General features: G+C 65.9%; 17 protein-coding genes, 4 pseudogenes and 1 riboswitch. Of the genes and pseudogenes, 11 read left to right on the forward strand and 10 right to left on the reverse strand.

The genetic code is table 11. The annotated features are described in order from the left end of the window. Positions 1–41: 41 nt before the first annotated feature. Genes cbiB through OCI36_RS10705 form a run of 4 tightly spaced genes read right to left on the reverse strand, consistent with a single transcriptional unit; the run spans position 42 to position 3,824 of the window. The gene (gene cbiB / locus OCI36_RS10690; protein WP_261665230.1) at positions 42–950 is read right to left on the reverse strand and encodes an adenosylcobinamide-phosphate synthase CbiB; all 909 of its coding nucleotides are present in this window, start codon (positions 948–950) and stop codon (positions 42–44) included. Further along, positions 950–2,308, reverse strand: a complete 1,359-nt coding sequence (locus tag OCI36_RS10695) for a cobyrinate a,c-diamide synthase (RefSeq protein ID WP_261665073.1) — start codon at positions 2,306–2,308, stop codon at positions 950–952. Before OCI36_RS10695 ends, cbiB begins: the two co-directional genes overlap by 1 nt. Further along, positions 2,305–2,919 (reverse strand): cob(I)yrinic acid a,c-diamide adenosyltransferase, encoded by a 615-nt coding sequence (gene cobO / locus OCI36_RS10700; protein ID WP_261665074.1) that lies wholly within the window; start codon positions 2,917–2,919, stop codon positions 2,305–2,307. Before cobO ends, OCI36_RS10695 begins: the two co-directional genes overlap by 4 nt. After that, the gene (locus OCI36_RS10705; RefSeq protein ID WP_261665075.1) at positions 2,916–3,824 is read right to left on the reverse strand and encodes an ABC transporter substrate-binding protein; all 909 of its coding nucleotides are present in this window, start codon (positions 3,822–3,824) and stop codon (positions 2,916–2,918) included. Before OCI36_RS10705 ends, cobO begins: the two co-directional genes overlap by 4 nt. Before the next feature lie 141 nt (positions 3,825–3,965). Continuing rightward, a riboswitch (cobalamin riboswitch) is annotated at positions 3,966–4,117 on the reverse strand. Positions 4,118–4,207: 90 nt separating this feature from the next. Between OCI36_RS10705 and OCI36_RS10710 the strand changes: the two genes are divergently transcribed. The 4 genes from OCI36_RS10710 (at position 4,208) to modA (ending at position 8,751) form a co-directional block, all read left to right on the forward strand. Beyond that, positions 4,208–5,158, forward strand: coding sequence for a hypothetical protein (locus OCI36_RS10710; protein WP_261665076.1), 951 nt, complete (start codon positions 4,208–4,210; stop codon positions 5,156–5,158). Positions 5,159–5,336: 178 nt separating this feature from the next. Beyond that, a complete protein-coding gene (locus OCI36_RS10715) occupies positions 5,337–6,488 on the forward strand; it encodes a DHHA1 domain-containing protein (RefSeq protein WP_261665077.1) in 1,152 nt (383 codons plus the stop codon). A gap of 74 nt (positions 6,489–6,562) precedes the next feature. Next, positions 6,563–7,792 (forward strand): alpha/beta hydrolase, encoded by a 1,230-nt coding sequence (locus OCI36_RS10720; RefSeq protein WP_261665078.1) that lies wholly within the window; start codon positions 6,563–6,565, stop codon positions 7,790–7,792. A gap of 47 nt (positions 7,793–7,839) precedes the next feature. Next, positions 7,840–8,751 carry a molybdate ABC transporter substrate-binding protein gene (modA, locus tag OCI36_RS10725; RefSeq protein ID WP_261665079.1) on the forward strand — a complete coding sequence of 304 codons (912 nt, stop codon included), beginning with the start codon at positions 7,840–7,842 and terminating at the stop codon, positions 8,749–8,751. Between the two features lie 105 nt (positions 8,752–8,856). Here modA and OCI36_RS10730 read toward each other — a convergent pair whose 3' ends face one another. After that, a complete protein-coding gene (locus OCI36_RS10730) occupies positions 8,857–10,290 on the reverse strand; it encodes an NAD-dependent succinate-semialdehyde dehydrogenase (protein WP_261665080.1) in 1,434 nt (477 codons plus the stop codon). Between the two features lie 361 nt (positions 10,291–10,651). On the opposite strand from OCI36_RS10730, the gene OCI36_RS10735 reads away from it, so the two are divergent. The 5 genes from OCI36_RS10735 (at position 10,652) to ilvD (ending at position 15,506) form a co-directional block, all read left to right on the forward strand. Continuing rightward, positions 10,652–11,536 (forward strand): CoA transferase, encoded by an 885-nt coding sequence (locus OCI36_RS10735; RefSeq protein WP_261665081.1) that lies wholly within the window; start codon positions 10,652–10,654, stop codon positions 11,534–11,536. A gap of 45 nt (positions 11,537–11,581) precedes the next feature. After that, on the forward strand, positions 11,582–12,265 hold the full coding sequence (modB, locus tag OCI36_RS10740) for a molybdate ABC transporter permease subunit (protein ID WP_261665082.1): 684 nt from the start codon (positions 11,582–11,584) through the stop codon (positions 12,263–12,265). A 20-nt stretch (positions 12,266–12,285) separates the two neighbouring features. Then, complete coding sequence (locus OCI36_RS10745; RefSeq protein WP_261665083.1) at positions 12,286–12,936, forward strand: ATP-binding cassette domain-containing protein; 651 nt, start codon at positions 12,286–12,288, stop codon at positions 12,934–12,936. Positions 12,937–12,973: 37 nt separating this feature from the next. Further along, complete coding sequence (locus OCI36_RS10750; RefSeq protein WP_261665084.1) at positions 12,974–13,582, forward strand: thymidine kinase; 609 nt, start codon at positions 12,974–12,976, stop codon at positions 13,580–13,582. Between the two features lie 100 nt (positions 13,583–13,682). After that, positions 13,683–15,506, forward strand: coding sequence for a dihydroxy-acid dehydratase (gene ilvD, locus OCI36_RS10755; protein WP_261665085.1), 1,824 nt, complete (start codon positions 13,683–13,685; stop codon positions 15,504–15,506). A 59-nt stretch (positions 15,507–15,565) separates the two neighbouring features. On the opposite strand, the gene hpaD is transcribed toward ilvD, so the two are convergent. The 3 genes and pseudogenes from hpaD to OCI36_RS10770 all read right to left on the reverse strand — a co-directional run. Next, positions 15,566–16,546 carry a 3,4-dihydroxyphenylacetate 2,3-dioxygenase gene (hpaD, locus tag OCI36_RS10760; RefSeq protein WP_261665086.1) on the reverse strand — a complete coding sequence of 327 codons (981 nt, stop codon included), beginning with the start codon at positions 16,544–16,546 and terminating at the stop codon, positions 15,566–15,568. Between the two features lie 245 nt (positions 16,547–16,791). Next, positions 16,792–16,929, reverse strand: a complete 138-nt coding sequence (locus tag OCI36_RS10765) for a hypothetical protein (protein WP_261665087.1) — start codon at positions 16,927–16,929, stop codon at positions 16,792–16,794. Positions 16,930–16,940: 11 nt separating this feature from the next. Then, positions 16,941–17,095, reverse strand: a pseudogene (locus tag OCI36_RS10770) (4-hydroxyphenylacetate 3-hydroxylase C-terminal domain-containing protein); the annotation flags it as partial. 216 nt (positions 17,096–17,311) lie between these two features. On the opposite strand from OCI36_RS10770, the pseudogene OCI36_RS10775 reads away from it, so the two are divergent. Beyond that, positions 17,312–17,566, forward strand: a pseudogene (locus OCI36_RS10775) (IS4 family transposase); the annotation flags it as partial. Here OCI36_RS10775 and OCI36_RS10780 read toward each other — a convergent pair. Next, positions 17,566–18,654, reverse strand: a complete 1,089-nt coding sequence (locus tag OCI36_RS10780; RefSeq protein ID WP_261665088.1) for a transposase — start codon at positions 18,652–18,654, stop codon at positions 17,566–17,568. The pseudogene OCI36_RS10775 and the gene OCI36_RS10780 sit on opposite strands and share 1 nt — an antisense overlap. 61 nt (positions 18,655–18,715) lie before the next feature. Between OCI36_RS10780 and OCI36_RS10785 the strand changes: the two are divergent. Beyond that, positions 18,716–19,290 (forward strand): annotated as a pseudogene (locus tag OCI36_RS10785) (IS1 family transposase); the annotation flags it as partial. A gap of 14 nt (positions 19,291–19,304) precedes the next feature. On the opposite strand, the pseudogene OCI36_RS10790 reads toward OCI36_RS10785, so the two are convergent. Beyond that, a pseudogene (locus OCI36_RS10790) lies at positions 19,305–19,979 on the reverse strand (transposase); the annotation flags it as partial. Positions 19,980–19,986: the final 7 nt, after the last annotated feature.

Consider the following 19,986-nt stretch of genomic DNA (forward strand, 5'->3'; position numbering starts at 1 on the left):
GGCCGCCGTGCGGAGCGCGGGGCAGCAGAGGGGCAGGGTCATCAGTGGTTTTCCTCCGGCAGCAGCAGGACAGCCACCACCGCCAGCAACGTAGTCCGCCGGGCCAGCGCCAGCGCCCGCCGCAGGTCGTTGGCCTCTGGGGAGCGGCCGGCGGCATTCAGCACGTAGAGTGGCTTTCCGTCCGGGCCGCGTTTGTCCAGCCGCACGTCCAGCACTCCGGCAAAAGCGCTCATGGGATGCCCGGCGTTGGGGCTGGGAGTCCGGCGGCGGACCCGTGCCCAGACGCGCCAGCCCCGGCCCCCGCCAGCCAGCAGGGCGCACACGGCAGTCAGCCGAGCCGGAGCCAGGTTGAGCAGGTCGTCGGCGCGGGCGGCGGCTTTGCCGGCCCATTCCAGCTGAGGCGTGCGGTAGCCCCACAGGGCGTCGGCAGTGTTGGTCAGGCGGTAGGCGGCGGCCAGCGGTAGGCCACCGGCGCGGTAGGCCAGCAGCGGGGCCACCAGGCTGTCGGAGAGGTTTTCAGCCAGGCTTTCGATGGCCGCGCCTGCCACCTCGGAGGCGCTGAGGGGAGCAGTATCACGGCTGACCAGATGCCAGCCCAGCAGCCGGCGGGCTTCCGGCAGGTCGCCGCCTACCAAAGCTGCCGCCACCTCGTCCACCGCGGCAAAAAGGGCGCGGCGGGCCAGCAGCGGCTTGAGCAGGGCGCCCTGCAGCGGCCAGGGCAAGTGGGCGGCCGCCCGACCGGCCCCGGCCGCCAGGCCCGCACCCAGCGCCCAGCCGGCCGCACCCTCGGCCAGCTGAGTGCCCGGCGACTGCCCCTGCCAGCGGCCACGCGCCCAGCCCAGGTAATGCCCCATCCAGACGACCGGATGCAGCCGGGCAGGTGGCTCGCCCAGGGTGTCCAGGGCGAGGGCCAGCAACAGCACACGGCGGCTTCGCGTAGCCTTCCGCATCAGCAGCACGCCTCCACCAGTCGCCGGGCCAGGGCCGGGTCAGCGCCGAGGTGCAGGTGCAGATAGCTGGCCAGCACCTTGCCCTGGGCGCGGCCCTCTTCCACCACTTCACCGGCAGCGGTGGTCCAGCGGTAGGCCGGGTGAGAAGGCGGGTCCAGCCGCTCGGAATAGTGGAACTCGTGCCCGCGCAGCACAGCGCCGGCCGGCGCCAACGGTGAGGCGTGCAAAGCCGCGGCCTCGCGGTAGCCCAGGCTGAGGCGCGGCTGCATCCGGGTGCGGGCCGGAATCACGCCGCACATCTCGTGCTCGGCGCCTTCCAGGTCCAGCAGACTCTGGCCCAGATACATCAGCCCGCCACACTCGCCGATGACCGGGCGGCCTGCGGCGGCAAAGTCGCGCACAGCCCGGCGCATGGACACATTGCGGCTCAGTTGATCGGCATACAGCTCGGGATAGCCGCCGCCCAGCAGCAGACCGCCGACATTCTCAGGCAGGCCCGCATCATGCAGGGGGCTGAACGGCAACAGCTCGGCCCCGGCCAGGCGCAGTTCGTCCAGTGCGTCGGGATAATAAAAGGAAAAGGCTGCGTCCCAAGCGTAAGCGATGCGGGCGCGGGGTTCAGGGAACTGCAGCGGCGCGGCCGGCGCCAGCGCGGGCAGGCGGGTGGCGGCCAGCAACGCGTCCAGCCGCAGGAAGCGGGCAGCCTGCAAGGCAGCAGCCTCGTCCCAGGCGGCTTCCTCGGCGGCCAGCAGGCCCAGGTGCCGCTCGGGCAGGTGCAGGGCGGGGTCATCCGGGATGAAGCCCAGCAGCGGCAAGCCCACCTCTGCCAGCGCCGCCTCACACAGCCGGGCGTGGCCTTCGCCTCCCACCCGGTTGAGAATCACGCCGGCCAGGTCCACCCCGGCACCGAAATCACGCAGCCCGGCCGCCACCGCCGCCGCCGTGCGGGCCATGCCGCCAGCGTCCAGCAGCAGCACCACCCGCAGGCCCAGCTGCCGGGCCAGCGCGGCCGTGGAATGCTCGTCGGAGGTGGGGTCCAGGCCGTCGTAAAGGCCCATGACCCCTTCCACCACGCTCACATCGGCAGTGCCGGCCGCGCGGGCGAACAGCGCCTCTACACGCTCCGGCGGCAGCAGGAACGAGTCGAGATTGCGCGCCGGGCGCCCGGCGGCCCGGCCCAGGTGGGTCGGGTCGAGGTAGTCGGGGCCCAGCTTAAATGGCTGCACGCTCAGGCCGGAGGCCCGCAGCGCCAGGCACAGCAGCGCCGCCGCCGTGGTTTTGCCGCTGCCCGACGAGGGCGCCGCCAGCACGAAAGCGCTGCGGGCCGGGACCGACACCGACGCCGGCGCCGCGCTCAATATTCGATGCCTTTCTGTCCGCCGATGCCGGCTTCGTAAGCATGCTTGACGGCCCGCATCTCGGTCACGGTGTCGGCCAGGGCTATCAACTCGGGCAGGGCGCTACGGCCAGTGATCATCACGTGCAAGTCGGGGTCGCGGCCGCGCAGCACCGCTTCCACCTCCGGCCAGGGCACCCAGCCGTAGGTCAGGGGATAGGTGAATTCATCCAGCACGATCAGGTCGTACTCGCCGCTCTCAATGGCCGCGCGGGCCAGCGTCCAGCCGTGAGCGGCCAGCGCGGCCGAATTCTCCAGGTCGCGGCTGCGCCAGGTAAAGCCGTCGCCCAGGCCCTGATAGGGCAGCTCCAGCAGGTCGAGGGTGCGGTGCTCACCGAAGCTGGCCCCCTCGTGCTTGAGAAAATGAAACAGCCCGGTGCGCAGTCCCCGCCCGTGGGCCCGCATCATCAGGCCCAGGGCGGCGGTGCTTTTGCCTTTGCCGTCGCCGGTATTTACCAGCAGCAGGCCGCGCCGACCCTTGGAAACGTCCTCCCGCTTGCGGTAGCTGTCCCGCGCCTCTGCCAGCTCGCGCATGGCCGCCTCGCGGCGCTGCCGGGTGGCGTCGTCCATCATTTGAGCGCTTCGGGATGAATCATCCGGATCAGGGTGCGCATGGCCTGCGGCAAACGGGGGCCGGGGCGCGAGAGGGCGTCGCGCTCCTCGGCGCTGGGCTGGTACACCCGGCCGCCGCGCACAGCTTGCAGGTTCTGCCAGCCGGGACGGCGGCGGGCGTCGTTCAGGCTCAGGCCGATCATCACCTGCGGGTTGCTTTTCACGATCAGTTCCGGGTCGATTTTGGGAAAGTCGCCCAGGCTGGCCGGCACGATGGTTTTCCCGCCGGCGCGGGTGATCAGGGTGCCGATAAACGAGTTAGGGCCCACCGAGTAGGGCGCCGGGTCCACCTCGTAGTAGGTGCTGACCTTGGGCCGGTTCACCACGGTGCGCTCCAGGGCACCCAGTTCGCGCCGCATGGAGGTCACGGTGCGGGCTGCGCCGGTTTCGCGGTTGGTCAGCTTGCCCAGCACCACGATTTTCTGGAAGACCTCGTTGTAGGTCTGAGCGGTGCCGCCATAAACGGTCAGGCCGGCGGCCTCCAAGCGGGCCGTCAGCCGCGAGGAGCTGGATTCGTCGGCCAGCACCAGGTCAGGCTGGAGCGCCACGATTTTCTCAATGTCCGGCTGAAATCCGCTGCCCACCTTGGGAATCCGGGCGGTCACGTTCTTGGGATAGTTGGAGTACTCGTCAATGCCCACCAGCTTACCGCCGGCACCGATGGCAATCAGGGTCTCGGTATGAGAAGGCAGCATCGCTACGATGCGCATGGGTTCTTTTTTCAGCACCACTTTACGGCCCAGGTCATCGGTCACGGTCAGCGGGTAAGTGGTGGCATGGGCAGCCCCCAGCGCGGACAGCAGCAGGGCGGCAGTCAGGGACTTGCGGGCCAGGGATTTGTGGGCCAGAGTCTTGGTCTTGGGCATGAGAGAAGGTCCTCGGTGCTGGGCTCGGGCGCGGGGGCAGGCGCACAGCAAAACCGGCCCTAGCGAAAAAGGCTGCAGCGCGGAAGAAGACAGAACATCTGGCGGCTGGGGCCCCTTTGACGGCGAAGGGGGGCGCAGGCACAAAAAAAGTGCCGGCCCGGCTCAGGAGGCATTCGGGCTTGTGAGGGTTCTTCCCCCAGATACCGCTGCGCGACAGCGCCGGAGTCTCACCGGCTTCCCCTCGGTCTGAGCCTTTTGCAGCTTAGCAGAAGGCCGGGGGCCTAAAAAAGGAGTGGCAGGAAGGGCAGCCCTGTTCTTCCGGCCGGGCAAAGCTGATTCATATCGTCAGGAACACGCCAGAAAAATAGGGCACAATAGCAGACATGATTGCTCGTCTGCGCTGCACTGCCCTGCTGTCTTTGCTGGCCCTGCTGCCCGCCGCCGCTGCCCAGGACAACTCACCATTCCGGGTACCCGAGAACTATCTGGGCCGCTTCGGGGGCACCTCGCCCATCTTTGAACTGAACGACAAAAGCGACATCACCCGCCTCGGCCTGAACGGCATTCCGCTGCCCACCAACGCCGATATCCGTTTCACGGTTGCCAAGCGGCCCAATAGCTGGGACCTGCTGCTATCCACCCGGCGGAACGACACCACCTACCTGATCGGCACCGAGAATCAGGTGCGCCGCGTCGAAGTCAGTCATAATCCCTACACTGGGCCACAGTTCACCGGTCTGCTGCGGGAAAAAGGCCTCTCGGAAGTTTCGGCCGGCTACGCTTTTACCACCCTCGACAACAAGGTGTATGTCTATAACAAGGCTGGACTGGCGGCCTCGGGTGACTTACGCGAACCGTTCACTTACACCCAGGTCAGCACCTCCTACAACGACAAAGTGGGCGAGGTCAATTTCCGGGTGGCTCCGCTGGCGCGGCTCTATACCTATCCTTTTGAGGGCAAAGTGCATGCCAGCGCGGAAGTGGTGGTCAGCGCCAACACCCGGCCGACCCCGCAGCTGCTGCTGGAAGCCAGTCACCTGGAGCGCTTTGCCACCGGCGACTCGGTGATTCCCGACTTCCGGCAGGGCCGCGCCGAGGAAACCAACCTGAACGCCACCTACCGCGTTCCTTACCAGAACGATCCACAGTTCGGCATCGGTGCGCTACGCGGCGGCTACACCCACAACTGGCAGAACGACTGGAACTATTTCCGCGGCGACCTGTTCCTGCGCTCCAATCTGCTGCCGTTTATGGCTGGTCCGCGCGCCGAGTACCGCCTCTCCCCCGATGGCAAGGGGTCATGGGTCTACGGCCTGGTCACGCTGGGCAAATAAGTCCGGCAAGGGACAAGCGCCTGGGGCGGATGGCTGGCATTCACCTCTCAGGCGCTTGCTGTATCGGCACTTTGATTTCTCTTGCAGAAGATGACTGCCTTGCCCCCCACCCGCCGCCTGGACCACGCCGAGCCTCTCAAGCTGCACTTCCATGCCCGGGTAATAGCGGCCAGGGAAGGTGAAGTGGCCCTGGACGCTTCAGCCTTTTATCTTTTATCCGCAGGGCGGCGGGCAGAATGGTGACCAGGGCTGGCTACGTGCCGGTGCCGAGGAATGGACGGTGACCGGCACCCGGCTGGACAAGGCCAGCGGGGTGGTCTGGCACGCGGTCGCGGGCGAGCTACCCCCGGTGGATACCCAGCTGAGCGGCGAGGTGGACGCCCACAGCCGCCTGCGGCAGATGGCGCGGCACACCGGCGAGCACCTGCTGGCTCAGGCCTTTGCCCGCATAAACCCGGCTTTCGAGGTGGCGGCGGTGGGCATGCGCGGACCCGACTGCACCCTGGACCTGCGCGGCAGCCCCAGCGAGGCGGACGCCCAGGTGGCCGAGGCACTGCTGCGAGAAGTGATGGTGGCCGGCCCGCTGACCCTAGAGACACAGCTGGTGCCGCACACCGAACTGGGCCGCTATCCCCTGCGCCGCGCCACGCCGCTGACCGGTGACGTGCAGCTGGTTATCTTCCGGGACACGGCAGGTGAGCTGTTCGACGTGAGTGCCTGCGCAGGCACCCACCTGCCACTCGGCAACCTGGCGGCGCCGGTCACGGTGCTGGGGCTGGAACACATCCGGGCGGGGCTGACCCGGGTTACCTTCCGCGCCGGGCCGGAAGCGGCCGAGTATCTGGGCGAAGTGTACCGCTCGGCCCGCGCCCTGGCGCAGGGCTTCAACACCGGGGTTGCAGAGTTGCCGGAACGGGTAGAAGCCCTGCGCAGCGAGCGCGACCGCCTGGCCGCCGAGCAGAGCCGGCTGCGTGCGGCGCTGGCCGCCGCTCTGGTTACAGCGGCGCCGGTCGAAGCCTATGGCCCCGTGCAGCTGCGGGTACTGTCCCTGCCGGATGCTGGACTGCTGCCCGCAGCACTGAGCGAAGTCCCTGCCGGCGAGGTGCGGGCGGCGGTGGCCGGGGAGCGCTGCAGCGTGGGCAGCGGTGTTCCTGAGCTGGATGCCGGGGCACTGCTGCGAGCCGCCCTGACAGTCAGCGGGGGCAAGGGCGGCGGCCGGGCCGAGCTGGCCCAGGGGCAGACCCAGCAGCCGGAGCAGTTTCTGGCCGAGGTTCGCCGGGCGGTGGCAGAGAAAGCAAGCTGGTCTTACGTCTGCCACAGCCGGAGATAGGCCCGCCCAGTACCGGGAGCCAGGGGCCGGTTCAGTGCCAGCATCCGCAAGCCCTGGGAGCGTAAAGTAAGGCCATGCACCTTCATCTGCCCGGCCTGCACCTGCAGGACCTGCGCCTTCAGGTTCCCCTGGACCATGCCGTCCCCGGCAGCCAGAGCATCGAAATCTATGCCCGCGTCGTGACGGCCCAGGATGGGGAACAGCGGCCCTATCTGCTGTACCTGCAGGGCGGCCCCGGCTCGGAAGGGCCACGCCCGGCAGCGCTGAACGACCTGCCGGCCTGGCAGCAGCGGCTGCTGCGCGACTACCGGCTGGTGCTGCTCGACCAGCGCGGCACTGGCCTTTCCACCCCGGTGGGCCGGCTGGAAGGCAGCGCAGAAGAACAGGCCGACTATCTCAGCCATTTCCGCGCCGACGCCATCGTCCACGACGCCGAAGCGGTGCACCGGGCACTGGGGGCCGAGCGCTGGAGCGTGCTGGGGCAGTCGTTCGGGGGCTTTTGCACCCTGACCTACCTCTCGCTGTTCCCGGAAGCGGTGGAAACAGCTTTGTTTACTGGCGGCCTGCCCGCGCCGGGCCACCACATCGACGAAGTCTATGCCCGTACTTGGGAGACACTCCGGCGCAAGTCGGAAGCGTATTACCGCCGCTTTCCGGAAGACCGCCCCCGCGTCGCCCGGCTGATGGACCTGGCCGGGGCCGGCACACTCCGCAGCGAGCGGGAAGAAGAGATCACCCCGGAAATGCTGCGGCGGCTGGGCATGCACCTGGGCTCGGACGGCGGAGCCGAGCGGCTACACTTTTTCCTGGAGCATCAGCCCAGTTCGCCGCTGTTCCGCGCCGGGGTCAGGGCCATGCTGCCTTTCCACGCCAGCAATCCGCTGTATCTGGTGCTGCACGAAGCCTGCTGGGCCGACGATCAGGTGACCAACTGGGCCGCCGAGCGCACCATGCCGGCCGAGTTCGCCGCCGACCCCACCCTGCTGGCCGGCGAGCATGTCCACCGCGATTTTCTGCGCTGTGATCCCCTGCTGCACCCTTACCGCGAGGTGGCCGAGCTGCTGGCCGCTCGGCACTGGGGCCCGCTATACGACCGCGAGCGCCTGCAGGAAGTGCCGGTTTCGGCGGCAGCGGCCATCTATGTGGACGACGCTTTCGTGCCGTTTGAGTTCTCGCGTGAGACGGCCGGACTACTGCCGGGCCTGCGCACCTACATCACCGACGAATATGAACACAGCGGCATCCGCGCCAGCGGCGAACGGGTGATTGACCGGCTGCTGGGCCTGGCGGGAGGTCAGCTGTGAGCTGGGGCCAGTTGTCCTGGGGGCGGCGCTGCGGTCTGCTGCTCCCCTTGCTGTGTCTGGCGGCCTGCTCAGCGCCGCAGAATGACCAGAAGAGCCAGAATGCGCAGGGTGCCTCGGCAGCCAGCGTGGGTCGGTCGGCCTCCGAGTCCAGCGCTTCCGGCGCGGCGACAGACACCGGCAGTGCTTCAGCGACGGCCAGCGGCGCGGCGGGCGAGCAGACCACACTGACCCTGGCGGTCGCGGCCAGTCTGCGCGAGGTGGTCACCGAGGCAGCGCAAGCCTACCAGCAGCAGCACCCCGGCACCCAGGTCCGGATCACGGCGGCCGGGTCGGGCGCGCTGCTCCAGCAGCTCAAGGCCGGTGCCCCCGCCGACCTGTTTCTATCGGCCGATACCAAGACCATGCGGCAGGCGGCAGACGCCGGGCTGCTGGCTGGCCCTGCCCACACGCTGGTCTATAACCGCCTGGTCCTGATCGCACCGCAGGGAGAAAAGCTGCCCTTCACGCTGCCAGCGAGCGCCGAGCAGGCCGCGCAGTGGCTCAGCGCCCAGAGTGGCAAGGCCAAGGTGGCCATCGGTCAGCCAGACAGCGTGCCGGCCGGGCGCTACGCCCAGAGCGCCCTGGAAAGGCTGAACGTCTGGGAGCAGCTGAAACCACGGCTGGTCTACGGCGAGAACGTGCGGCAGGTCATGGACTGGGTGGCGCACGGCGAGGCCCAGGCCGGCTTCGTGTACGCCACCGACGCCGCCCTGATGCCGCAGAAGGTGCAGGTCGTGGCCAATCTGCCGGTGGACCAGCCCATCGAATACCAGCTGGCGCAGCTCAAGCAGGCCCCGGCGCCGGCCGCTGCTGCCGAGGTGCTGGACTTCCTGCAAAGCCCGCAGGCCCAAAGCATCTTCAACAAATACGGCTTCCTGTCAGCGCCCGACCAGCAAAGTTCGGCCCAGAAGGGCAACTGATTCGGGGACCAATACAACCAAGCGAGCCAGGAATTTGCTGCCATTTGACCGGCAACACATCCTGGCTCGCTTAGGCATGGCGGGTCAATTCAACCCGTCAGCCGCTCAGCCGACCACTTGGCTGGGCTTTTTCTCGACTGGGAAAACGCGCACCAGTTTCTGGTTGGTGAATTCCAGCATGCCCATGCTCGACAGCTCGCGGCCAAAGCCGGAGCGCTTGACGCCGCCAAACGGCAGCTCGGGCGAGGACGAGGTGGGGTGGTTGATCCAGACCATGCCGGTTTCCAGGCGGTCGGCCACCCGCTGCGCCCGCTCGGTGTCGCTGCTGAACACGGCGCCGCCCAGACCGTAGACGGACGAGTTGGCCAGCTGCACGGCTTCGTCCTCATCCTTGACGCGGTAAACCACCGCCACCGGGCCGAAGAGTTCCTCGCGGTAGGCCCGCATGTCGGGGGTCACGTCGGTGAGGATGGTGGGCAATAGGAACGCGCCGGGATGCTCGGGGCGCTGACCGCCGGCCACCACCGTGGCACCCTTATCAATGGCGTCCTGCACCTGGGCCTGCAGGTCACGCGCGGCCTGCTCGGAGGACAGCGGGCCCACCTGGGTGGCCGGGTCCGCCGGGTCGCCCGGCTGCATCGCGGAGAAGGTCGCACCCAGCTTGGCGACAAAGTCGTCGTAGAGGTCGTCCACAACAATCAGGCGCTTGGCGGCGATGCAGGCCTGGCCGGTGTTGCTGAGGCGGCCAACCGCCGCTGCCTGCACGGTGGTGTCCAGGTCTCCGGTGTCCAGCACGATAAAAGGATCGCTGCCACCCAGTTCCAGCACGCACTTTTTCAGGTGCCGGCCGGCCAGTTCGGCCACGCTGGCCCCGGCGCGTTCACTGCCGGTCAGCGAGACACCCTGCACGGCGGGGTGGGCAATCACCTGTTCCACATCGCTGATTCGCAGGAAGACGTTGTTGTACACGCCCTGCGGCACGCCGGCGTCCCCAAACAGCTGTTGCAGGGCCAGCGCCGACTGCGGGCAGAGTTCCGAGTGCTTGAGCAGCACCGTATTGCCCACCACCAGGTTGGGCGCCGCGAACCGCACCACCTGATACAGCGGATAGTTCCAGGGTTCGATGCCCAGCAGCACGCCGGTCGGTGCGTGCAGCACGGCCGCTTCGCCCTGCGGCACTGGAATGGTCCTGGGTTCCAAGAAGGTGGGGCCCTGCTCGCCGTAGTACTTCAGGATGCTGGCGGCCAGGGCCACCTCGCCCCGGGCTTCACGCAGCAGCTTGCCCATCTCGAGGGTGATCAGGGCAGCGAGTTCCTCGGTGCGCTCCAGCATCAGCTCGCCGGCGCGGCGCACGGCTGCGGCCCGCTCCTGCACCGGGCGCACACTCCACTCGCGGTAGGCGCGGTCGGCCCGCTCGATCACGGCCGGCACTTCCTCGCTGCTCAGGAAAGGAAAAGTCTTGACCGTTTCGCCGGTGTAGGGGTTGACGGTGGCAAAAGGGCGTTCAGGCCGGGCGGCTGGTTGAGAGTTGGCAGTCATGGGGTCACTCCTTGAAAGAGATGGTGGTGGGCCACCTGTCTGTCCGCTGCGCCCAGACGGCGAGCGGCCGGCAGGCGCCGGGAATCAAGGCGGAGACTATAACCGATTCATAGCACCGCCAATGAGAAAAAATGTGCCGCTGGGCTTGCTGCTTTTCTCATGGCTCCGGGGGCGCAGCCGGACCTGATGAGAGCCAGTGGAAGCAAGTCGGACCAAGCTCCGCGCGGATACGGTAAGTTCAGAGAGTTCTTGACAACCCACCTCGGGCTTTGCCGCGTATCGGCCGGCCGCCCTTTTGGCCTTGCCAGTCTCGTGGCTGGCCCCTTCCCCACTCGCCTCATTGCAAGGCAGGAGTTCTCCCTTGACCACTTCCTCCCCTGATCTGACCCGTTCGTTTCCGCCTGACGGCCCTCTGGCCGGCCTGAAAGCCGTCTCGCTGGCGGGCAATATCCCTGGCCCGGTGGCGGCCAGCGCCCTGCTCCGCGACGGCCTCAGCGTGACCAAAGTGGAAGGCCCCGGCGGGGACATGTTGGCCCAGGCCGCGCCCGGCCTCTATGCCGAACTGGCCGCCGGACAGACGGTGTTGACGCTGGACCTGCGCGCCGAGAGTGGGCAGCAGGCTTTCCGCGAACAGCTGAGCGGCAGCGACCTATTGATCACCAGTCAGCGGCCGGCTGCCCTGGCGCGGCTGGGCGTGACCCGCGAGGCTCTGGCAGACCTCAACCCGCAGCTGTGCTGGGTGGAAATCGTGGGCGACACGACCGAGCCGGAAGTGCCGGGGCACGATCTCACCTATCAGCTGCAGGCCGGGCTGCTGGCCCCGCCGCAGATGCCGCGCAGCCTGCTGGCCGACCTGAGCGGCGCCCACGAAGCCGCCCGCGCAGCCGTAACATTGCTGCTGGGGCGCGAGCGTGGCCGCCCGGAACGCTGGCGCCGGGTGGGTCTGCGGCAGGCGGCCGAGGGGCTGGCTCTGCCGCTGCGCCACGGCCTGACCGCAGAGGGTGGCTGGCTGTCTGGGCGCTTGCCTGGCTACCGCCTGTATGCGCTCAAGGACGGCTGGGTCGGCGTGGCGGCGCTGGAGCCCCACTTTGCCGGGCGTCTGGAGGCGCTACTGGACGGCCGCCGGCTGCCGGAAGTGCTGGGCGACATGACTGCCGACGAGTGCAACCGCCTGGCCCAGCAGCACGACCTGCCGCTGCATGCCATTGCCAGTGAGGGTGCGGCGCAGGCCGCCGGACTGCGCTGAGGCGACAAAGGCTTTGGGGTGCGAATGCCGTAAGCTGGGCAGGCGATGCCCAACCCCGCCGCCACCTGGACCCCGCTGTTGCTGTCGCTGCAGGTGGCCGGCTGGGCCACCGCCATCAATCTGGTGCTGGGCACGGCGGCCGGCTGGTGGCTGGCCCGCAGCCGCTGGCCGGGACGCAACCTGCTCGACTCGCTGCTGACCCTGCCGATGGTGCTGCCACCCACCGTGCTGGGCTATTACCTGCTGGTGCTGGTGGGGCAGCGGGGGCTACTGGGGCCCGCGCTGGGACAGCTGGGCATTCAGCTGGTGTTCACCGTCTGGGGCGCGGTGCTGGCCGCCACGGTGGTGTCGTTTCCGCTGGTGTTCCGGCCCGCCCGCGCTGCCTTCGAGGGCATTGACCGGCAGCTGGAAGGGGCCGCCTGGGTGCTGGGCCTCGGCCGGGCCGCCACTTTTTTCCGGGTCACCTTGCCGCTGGCCTGGCGGGCACTGCTTTCAGGCCTGCTGTTGGCCTTTGCCCGCTCGCTGGGCGAGTTCGGCGCGACCCTGATGATTGCCGGCAGTATTCCGGGCGAGACGCAGACCCTCTCCATCGGCATTTACGAGGCGGTGCAGGCCGGGCAGGACGCCGCCGCCGCGCAGATGGTGGCTGTCACTTCGCTTGTGTGCGTCATCACCCTGCTGCTGGCGCACCGCCTCTCCCCTCCCCGGCCGCAGGGACGAGTGGAATGATGGCCGGCAGCGAAGGGGGTATGCCGCCCGTCTGGGACCTGCAATTCACGGCCACGCTGGGCCGGGGGCCGGGCCGCTTCGAGCTGCAGGTGGACCGTCAGCTGCGCGAGCGGCGCACCGCGCTGGTGGGACCTTCGGGCAGCGGCAAAAGCCTGCTGCTGCAAACCCTCGCCGGGCTGGTGCGGGCCAGGCAGGGCCGGCTAGCTTTTGAGGGCGAGGTGCTCCAGGACACCAGCGCCGGCCTGTGGGTGCCGCCACAGCAGCGGCAGCTGGGCTACATGTTTCAGGATTATGCGCTGTTTCCCCACCTGACCGTAGCGCAGAACATCGCGTCCGGGCAGCAGCGGGGCTGGCTTAATCCGCCGCGCCGGGTCCGTGACCCGCAGGTGAGCCGCTGGCTGGACCGGCTGGGCCTCCGCCCGGCAGCCGACCTCTACCCGCACCAGATTTCAGGCGGGCAGGCGCAGCGCACCGCCCTGGCCCGCACCCTGCTGGCCCGGCCGCGGGCGCTACTGCTGGACGAACCCTTCTCGGCGCTGGACCCGGCGCTGCGGCGCGGGCTGGGCCAAGAACTGGTGGCCGTACTGGACGACCTCGACCTGCCGGTTATTCTGGTCACCCACGACCCGCAGGAGGCCGAGCAGCTGATGCGTGAGGTGATCACGCTCTAGGCGCTCCTGTTACCGGCCGCTCCTTATACTGGCGGTCGTGCTTAAATCTCCCTACGCCGGTGGTCACCTGGAAGTGATCGTGGGCCCGATGTTCAGCGGCAAGAGTGAAGAACTGATTCGCCGCATCAACCGCGCGGTGATTGCCCGCCAGCAGGTGGCGGTGTTCAAACCCGCGCTGGATGACCGTTATCACGCTGACGCCGTCGCCAGCCACGCCGGGCGCTCGCTGGACGCCCTGCCGGTTCCCGACGCCGCCGCCGTGCGGGCCGTGCTGAACGGCGAAGGCTCACTGCTGAGCGCCGGCCCGGCCCGGCCGGACGTGGTGGGCATTGACGAGGCGCAGTTTTTCGGGCCCGAACTGATTCCGCTGGTGCTGGAGCTGGCCGACCAGGGCGTGCGGGTCATTCTGGCCGGGCTGGACCTGGACTTCCGCGCCGAGCCGTTCGGGGTGATGCCTGAACTGCTGGCCCGCGCCGAGAGCGTCGAGAAACTGACGGCCATCTGCACCGTCTGCGGTGCCCCGGCCACCCGCTCGCAGCGCCTGATCGGCGGCCAGCCGGCCCGCTTCGACGACCCGGTGGTGCTGGTCGGCGCCCAGGAAAGTTACGAAGCCCGCTGCCGCCTGCACCACGACCCCGGCCGCTGACCTGCGGGGGCAAGCCCTGCCACATTGCGTCACCCGTGCAGAAACAAAAATGAGAGTGCCGGCGTCCTGCCACGCCACTGCTAGAACGCTAAACTGCGGGATGCCGACCTACCGTTCCAGAACCACCACCGAAGGCCGCAACATGGCCGGCGCCCGTGCCCTGTGGCGGGCCACCGGCATGACCGACGGCGATTTCCAGAAGCCCATCATCGCGGTTGTTAACTCGTTCACCCAGTTCGTGCCGGGGCACGTGCACCTCAAGGACCTCGGGCAACTCGTCGCCCGCGAGATTGCGGCGGCGGGCGGCGTGGCGAAGGAGTTCAACACCATCGCCGTGGACGACGGCATTGCCATGGGCCACGACGGAATGCTGTACTCGCTGCCCAGCCGCGAAATCATCGCCGACAGCGTGGAGTACATGGTCAACGCTCACTGCGCCGACGCGATGGTCTGTATCTCCAACTGCGACAAAATCACCCCCGGCATGTTGATGGCCGCGCTGCGCCTCAACATCCCCACCGTGTTCGTCTCGGGCGGGCCGATGGAAGCCGGCAAGGTCAAGCTCGGCAGCGGCGAGCACGCGCTCGACCTGGTGGACGCGATGGTGATGGCCGCCGACGACAACGTGTCGGACGAGGAGCTGGACGCCGTGGAGCGCTCGGCCTGTCCCACCTGCGGCTCGTGCTCGGGGATGTTCACCGCCAACTTGATGAACTGCCTGACCGAGGCGCTGGGGCTCTCGATGCCGGGCAACGGCTCGGTGCTGGCGACCCACTCCGACCGCGAGAACCTGTTCAAGCGCGCCGGACACCTGATCGTGGACCTCGCCAAGCGCTACTACGAGGGAGACGACGAGAGCGTGCTGCCGCGCAGCATTGCCACCTACGACGCCTTCGAGAACGCCATGACCCTCGACATCTCGATGGGCGGCTCGACCAACACGGTGCTGCACCTGCTGGCCGCCGCGCACGAGGCCGGGGTGGATTTCACCATGCAGGACATCGACCAGCTTTCGCACCGGGTACCGGTGCTGTGCAAGGTCGCGCCTGCCAAAAGCGACGTCCACATGGAAGACGTGCACCGCGCCGGCGGCATCATGGGGATTCTGGGCGAACTCGACCGCGCCGGGCTGCTGAAGACCGACGTGAGCACCGTGCACGCGCCCAGCATGAGCGCCGCCCTGAACGAGTGGGACGTGATTCGGGGCGAAAACCACCACGAGTTCTACCGCGCCGCGCCCGGCGGCATTCCCACCGTCTTCGCCTTCTCGCAGTCGCGCCGCTACCGCGAACTCGACACCGACCGGGAAGTGGGCGTCATTCGCCGCGCCGAGCACGCGTTCTCGCAGGACGGCGGACTGGCGGTGCTGTACGGCAACCTCGCCGAGGACGGCTGCATCGTCAAGACGGCGGGCGTGGACGAATCCATCCTGAAATTCAGCGGCCCGGCGCGCGTTTTCGAGTCGCAGGACGCCTCGGTGGACGCCATCCTGAATGGCGAAGTGAAAGAAGGCGAGGTCGTGCTGATTCGCTACGAAGGCCCGCGCGGCGGCCCCGGCATGCAGGAAATGCTGTACCCGACGAGCTACCTCAAGTCCAAGGGCCTGGGCAAAGCCTGTGCGCTGGTCACCGACGGACGTTTCTCGGGCGGCAGCAGCGGCCTGAGCATCGGCCACGTCTCGCCCGAGGCGGCGGAAGGCGGCACCATCGGCCTGGTCGAAACCGGCGACCTTATCGAAATCGACATCCCCAACCGCAGCATTCACCTCGCGGTGCCGGATGCCGAACTCGCCGCCCGCCGCCAGCAGCGCGAGGAACTCGGCTGGAGACCGGCCGAAGAACGGCCCCGCAAAATCACGGCGGCCCTGCGCGCGTACGCGTCCATGACGACCAGCGCGTCGCGGGGGGCGGTGCGGAACATCTAAAGATCAGAATCAAAAAGGCCACGGTGCGTGCAGAACGCTGTGGCCTTTCGCTTTTTCAATCAGATGACGTGCAACGGAATCCCCATCAGGGCGCCCTCGCGTGCGGGCTGAACGCCGCCGCCGAAAGCTTCCAGCGGACTGGCCTCCTCAAACCACGAGCGCGGCGTTTTGGCGCCCCACAGTGTTTGTCGCCTTGGGTCGTCACGCAGCCAGCGAATCGGCTCGAAGTCGGGGTCCACGGTGATGTAGTCGGAGGTGTACAGCTCGATGCGGTGCCCGTCGGGGTCGCGGATGTAGAGAAAGAAGGCGTTAGATACGCCGTGGCGCCCCGGCCCGCGCTCGATGCGCTCGGGCATGCGCGCCCCGGCCAGGATGTCGCAGGTTTTGATGATGCTCATGGCGTCAGGCATCCAGTACGCCCAGTGGTGCAGGCACGGCCCGGCGCCGTTAGTGAGCGCGAAATCGTACACGCCGCCCCGGCGCTGAATCCAGGCAGCCCAGTACTGTTCCTGCTCGTCCACGGTGTACTCGCTGACCCGGAAACCGAGTTCAGTGCCGTACCAGTCGAGCGTCGCCTTCACATCCGGCACCCGCACGTTGCAGTGGTCCACGCGCTGAAGCCCCGGCCCCCGGTGCTGGTGGTAGTCCTGCAACAGCCACGGGTACGTCTTGACCTCGTGGTAGAAGGTCAGTGGGATGCCGAAGGGGTCTTGCATCCGCAGCATGCGAGGCCGGTCGAGTTCCCCTTCCCAGCGGTGCGGCAGCCCCTGCGCGTCGGCGAGGGCGAGCAGCGCGTCCAGACTCGCCTCGTCGCGCATCCGGTAGCCGAGGTGACGCACGCGAGGCGACTCGCCATCTTGGCACTGTTCGAGCTTGAGCGTCCACTCGCGGTCTTCCACGCCGCGCAGGTACAGGGCGCCGCTTTCCTCGTGCAGCACGTTCATACCCAGCAGGTCAACGTAAAATTCCTTGCTGGCATCCAGGTTGGAAACGGTAAAAATGGCCTGGGCGATGCGGATGATGTTGGGTTTGTGGGTCATGGAATTGCCTCGCTAATGACAAGTTCGGGGCGGCCTTTCCGAACATCGAAAATGACGGCGAGAGCATTGGCTAGGGCTTGCTGCTCATCGGCACGGAGATGAAGAGACAGGTCATAGCCTGACGTTTCCAGCACATCCGACGCTTCCAGACTCAGGGCAATGGTCAGGCGTTCCGGGCTGAGCGTGCATGTCTGAATGCCTCCATAAAAGGTGGTCTGCTCCGGCGTAACAATGCAGTAAGTGTCTCAACCCAATTTTTTGTCCTGATCGTCGAAGTGGTAGGCAAGTTCCAACATCAGAGCGGATTCTTCATCCTCTCCCAGCGCCAGGATGTAGCAATCGGTTTCATCGTCGGCAACGAACGAAAAAAAGCGAATGTCCATGCGCGCCACGGTCAATCTCTCCGCTTCAAAAACTCCGCAATCCGTGCCACCGCTTCGCTGCTGTCGTACACCTCGTACAGCGCCGAGTGTATCCGCACCGGGTCGCCGAAGAAGTAGCGCTCGTAGAGTTCAGTTCCTGGCGGCCCGCGAAACTGCTCATGCTCAGTAGGTGACAACTTCAGTTTGACCTCGTTCCAGACGGCAAAAACCAACAGTCGGCCCCATCAAGCTTGATGGGGCCGACTGTTCACGGTTTCCTGAGAGTGTGAAAACAACAGAATCCGCTGCTCAGCAGGCTACCGCACTCACCCAGCACTTCAAAGCGCACGCCAGTCATCTCCGCATTGACACCCTTCAGCGCTTGATTGACGTCCTTCTGGCGATGATTGCCGCGAGGAGCATCAATCATCACGACCTGAGTGCCCACATGCCGGGTATCAGCATGCCCCAGGCTAAGAAAAGGCGGGCAGACCGCACCTTCCGGGATGAGCAGCTGGACATGGACTTTTTCATCGCTCTGCTCGTTGTCCATCTTCCACCGGGGAAGGTGTTGCTGAGTCTGGACCGCACCAATTGGGAGCATGGGGAAACGCCCATCAATTTTCTGGTGCTTGGAGCCGTGGTTCATGGCTTCACTCATAAGTTGCACCTTGCATAGCTGAGCGAATAGCCGTGCTGGTGGAGGAATTCTTGCTCTTTTTGAATTTGGCTCAGCAGGTGGTTCAGCCTGACTTCGGGGAAGAGGGTATGTAGGGCCAAGCGGGCTGCCTCTTTCAGGGTCATGTCCTCAGAGCGGTACAGCATGGTCAGGGTGAAGGCCAGGAAGACCATCAAAATCCAGCGGTCCAGACCCCTGGCAGTTCGCAGCGCGAACTGCGCCAACCCAAACTGATGCTTCCCTTCTTTGAAAAACGACTCCAGTGCCCAGCGCCGTTTTCCTTCGGCCAGGATGTCATCCCCCTCTAACAGCTCAGACGACACCGCGAAGAATTCGCGGTCCCCACGGTCCATCCTCCCCAGAGACAGCGTTTCCAGAGGCCAGTTGGCGAGGTTGACGTACCCCCCATGCGGACAGTCCGCCACCGTCACCCGCCCAGGATGGTCCGTGCGCCGGTTGCTCCTCACACCCACCACGAACTCGAAACCAAGGCGCTGCACACCGTCCAGAAAGACAGCGGATTCGAATCCACTGTCCGCCAGTACGCAGACCTGAAAGCGCTTCCCCACGAAGTCTGGCACCTCTTCCAGCAAGTCGAGGGCCAGTGTGACCGGGGTGCTGGTGTACTTGCCCTGGTAGACCCGGTAAGAAATGGGGAACTTCAGTTCCCCATATTCGGCGAACAGGACCACCAGATGGATGCCGTGCCTGCCGTTGTAGACACTGACATAGGGCAGCTGAGTTCCCACCTTTTCCACCGTGGTCAGATCCACGCTGAGCCGCATTCGAGGTCTACGTTTGTGACGAGCTGTATCCAGCAGGATGCGCCACTGGAAGTCCTGCATCTCTTCCCAGCAGCGGTCTGAATCCCAGTCATAGACGTTGAAGAAGCGACTCAGTGCACTGGGACTGACTCCCTCTGCCTGGCTGAACTTGGTCTTCTGACCTGGACTGTGGAAAAGGTGCAGCGAAGCCTCCAGGCTTCGCCGTTGGTACAGCGTCTCTGGAATATCCAGAACCTGCTGTGCGAAAATACGGACGCGCTCCCCTGAAACCGGTTGATTCACACTTCCAGAATTTCAGCTCTGGGAGCGCTTTTTGTCCGCCTATTCAGGTGCAAGTTCTGAGCACAGTGAAGCGACCCGGCAACAAATTCTTGATGCTGTCCACGAGCGGATGAGTCTGAGAGGAGTACAGCGCGTCTTTGGTGTTCACCGCAACACCGTGATCCGGTGGATAAAAAAGGGGCCCGTGAAGTGATGCAGACTGGTACAGTCTGCATGACACCTCCAGAAGAAGTGGTCATTGAGCTGGATGAAATGTGGACCTTCGTTGCCAAGAAAAAACAGACGAGGTGGATCTGGATTGCCCTGGAGCGCAGCACCCGCAGGGTGCTGGCCTGGGTATTGGGTGACCGCAGTGAGCAAACAGCGTTCAAGCTCTGGGAACGCTTACCATTGTCCCTTGAGCAGCGACTGAAAGGGACGTTTTGCACCGATCTGTGGCGAGCCTACGATGAACCGCTCTTGGGGGTAAAGCGGCTAACCCGGAAGGGAGAAACGAATCATGTCGAACGATTGAACTGCACGCTGAGACAGCGGCTGGGTCGGCTTGTTCGTAAGTCGTTGTCTTTCTCGAAGACGGACGAAATGCTCGAAGCCAGCCTGACTCTGGCCTTCCACCGATACAACTTGTCACGTTGATGCAGCCACTACCCGAGCGCAGAGAAGACCGTTTCAATGCGTTTGCGAATTCTGGGATGGCGAGATTCTCGCCATCCCGTGTCGTATTTGGTGTTCTTCTTGGGTGGATACACGTAGCCTAGACAGCAATAGCCTTTGTCGCCAATGATGGTTGGGCCTTCAAACTCTGGCCACCTGAGATTCAGCTCGTAACTCACCGTAACGTCGTGGAGGTTTGCAGGTCGGATGACGTACTGAACGATTTGTCCACCTGGTGTGACCCAGGCGTGCAACTTGTATCCGAAGAACTCACCCTGAGTTCCGAAACCCCACTTTGCTCCTGGGAATTGACAAAGATGAGTGCGTTTGGGACGGCAAATGGGGAGGGGCATCGAATCAATCACAACCTCGGCGCACGGCTGAGCTGGGCTGGCAACATGTTCCAAGAGTGGTAAAAGCTTGATGCCCCTGGTGTAAGCCTGTGTGTAGGAAGGAAGACCGGGACGGTCTTCCTTGAGGATGTTCCACCAGATGGAAGCAAATGGATGCTTGAAGATGAGACGGGAGAGCAGCAGAGCAACCAGCATGGCATCTGTGACCTTCTGGTGCTGGCAGGATTTCCGGTCACTGAAGTGCTTCCTGGCCCAGAGATAGAGGTGGCGAATGACGTGTCGACGTCCTAAACTATGGTGGAGACGATATTTAGCCATGTCGTCT

The sequence above is a fragment of the Deinococcus sp. Marseille-Q6407 genome, assembly GCF_946848805.1.
In the GTDB taxonomy this organism is placed as follows: Bacteria; Deinococcota; Deinococci; order Deinococcales; family Deinococcaceae; genus Deinococcus.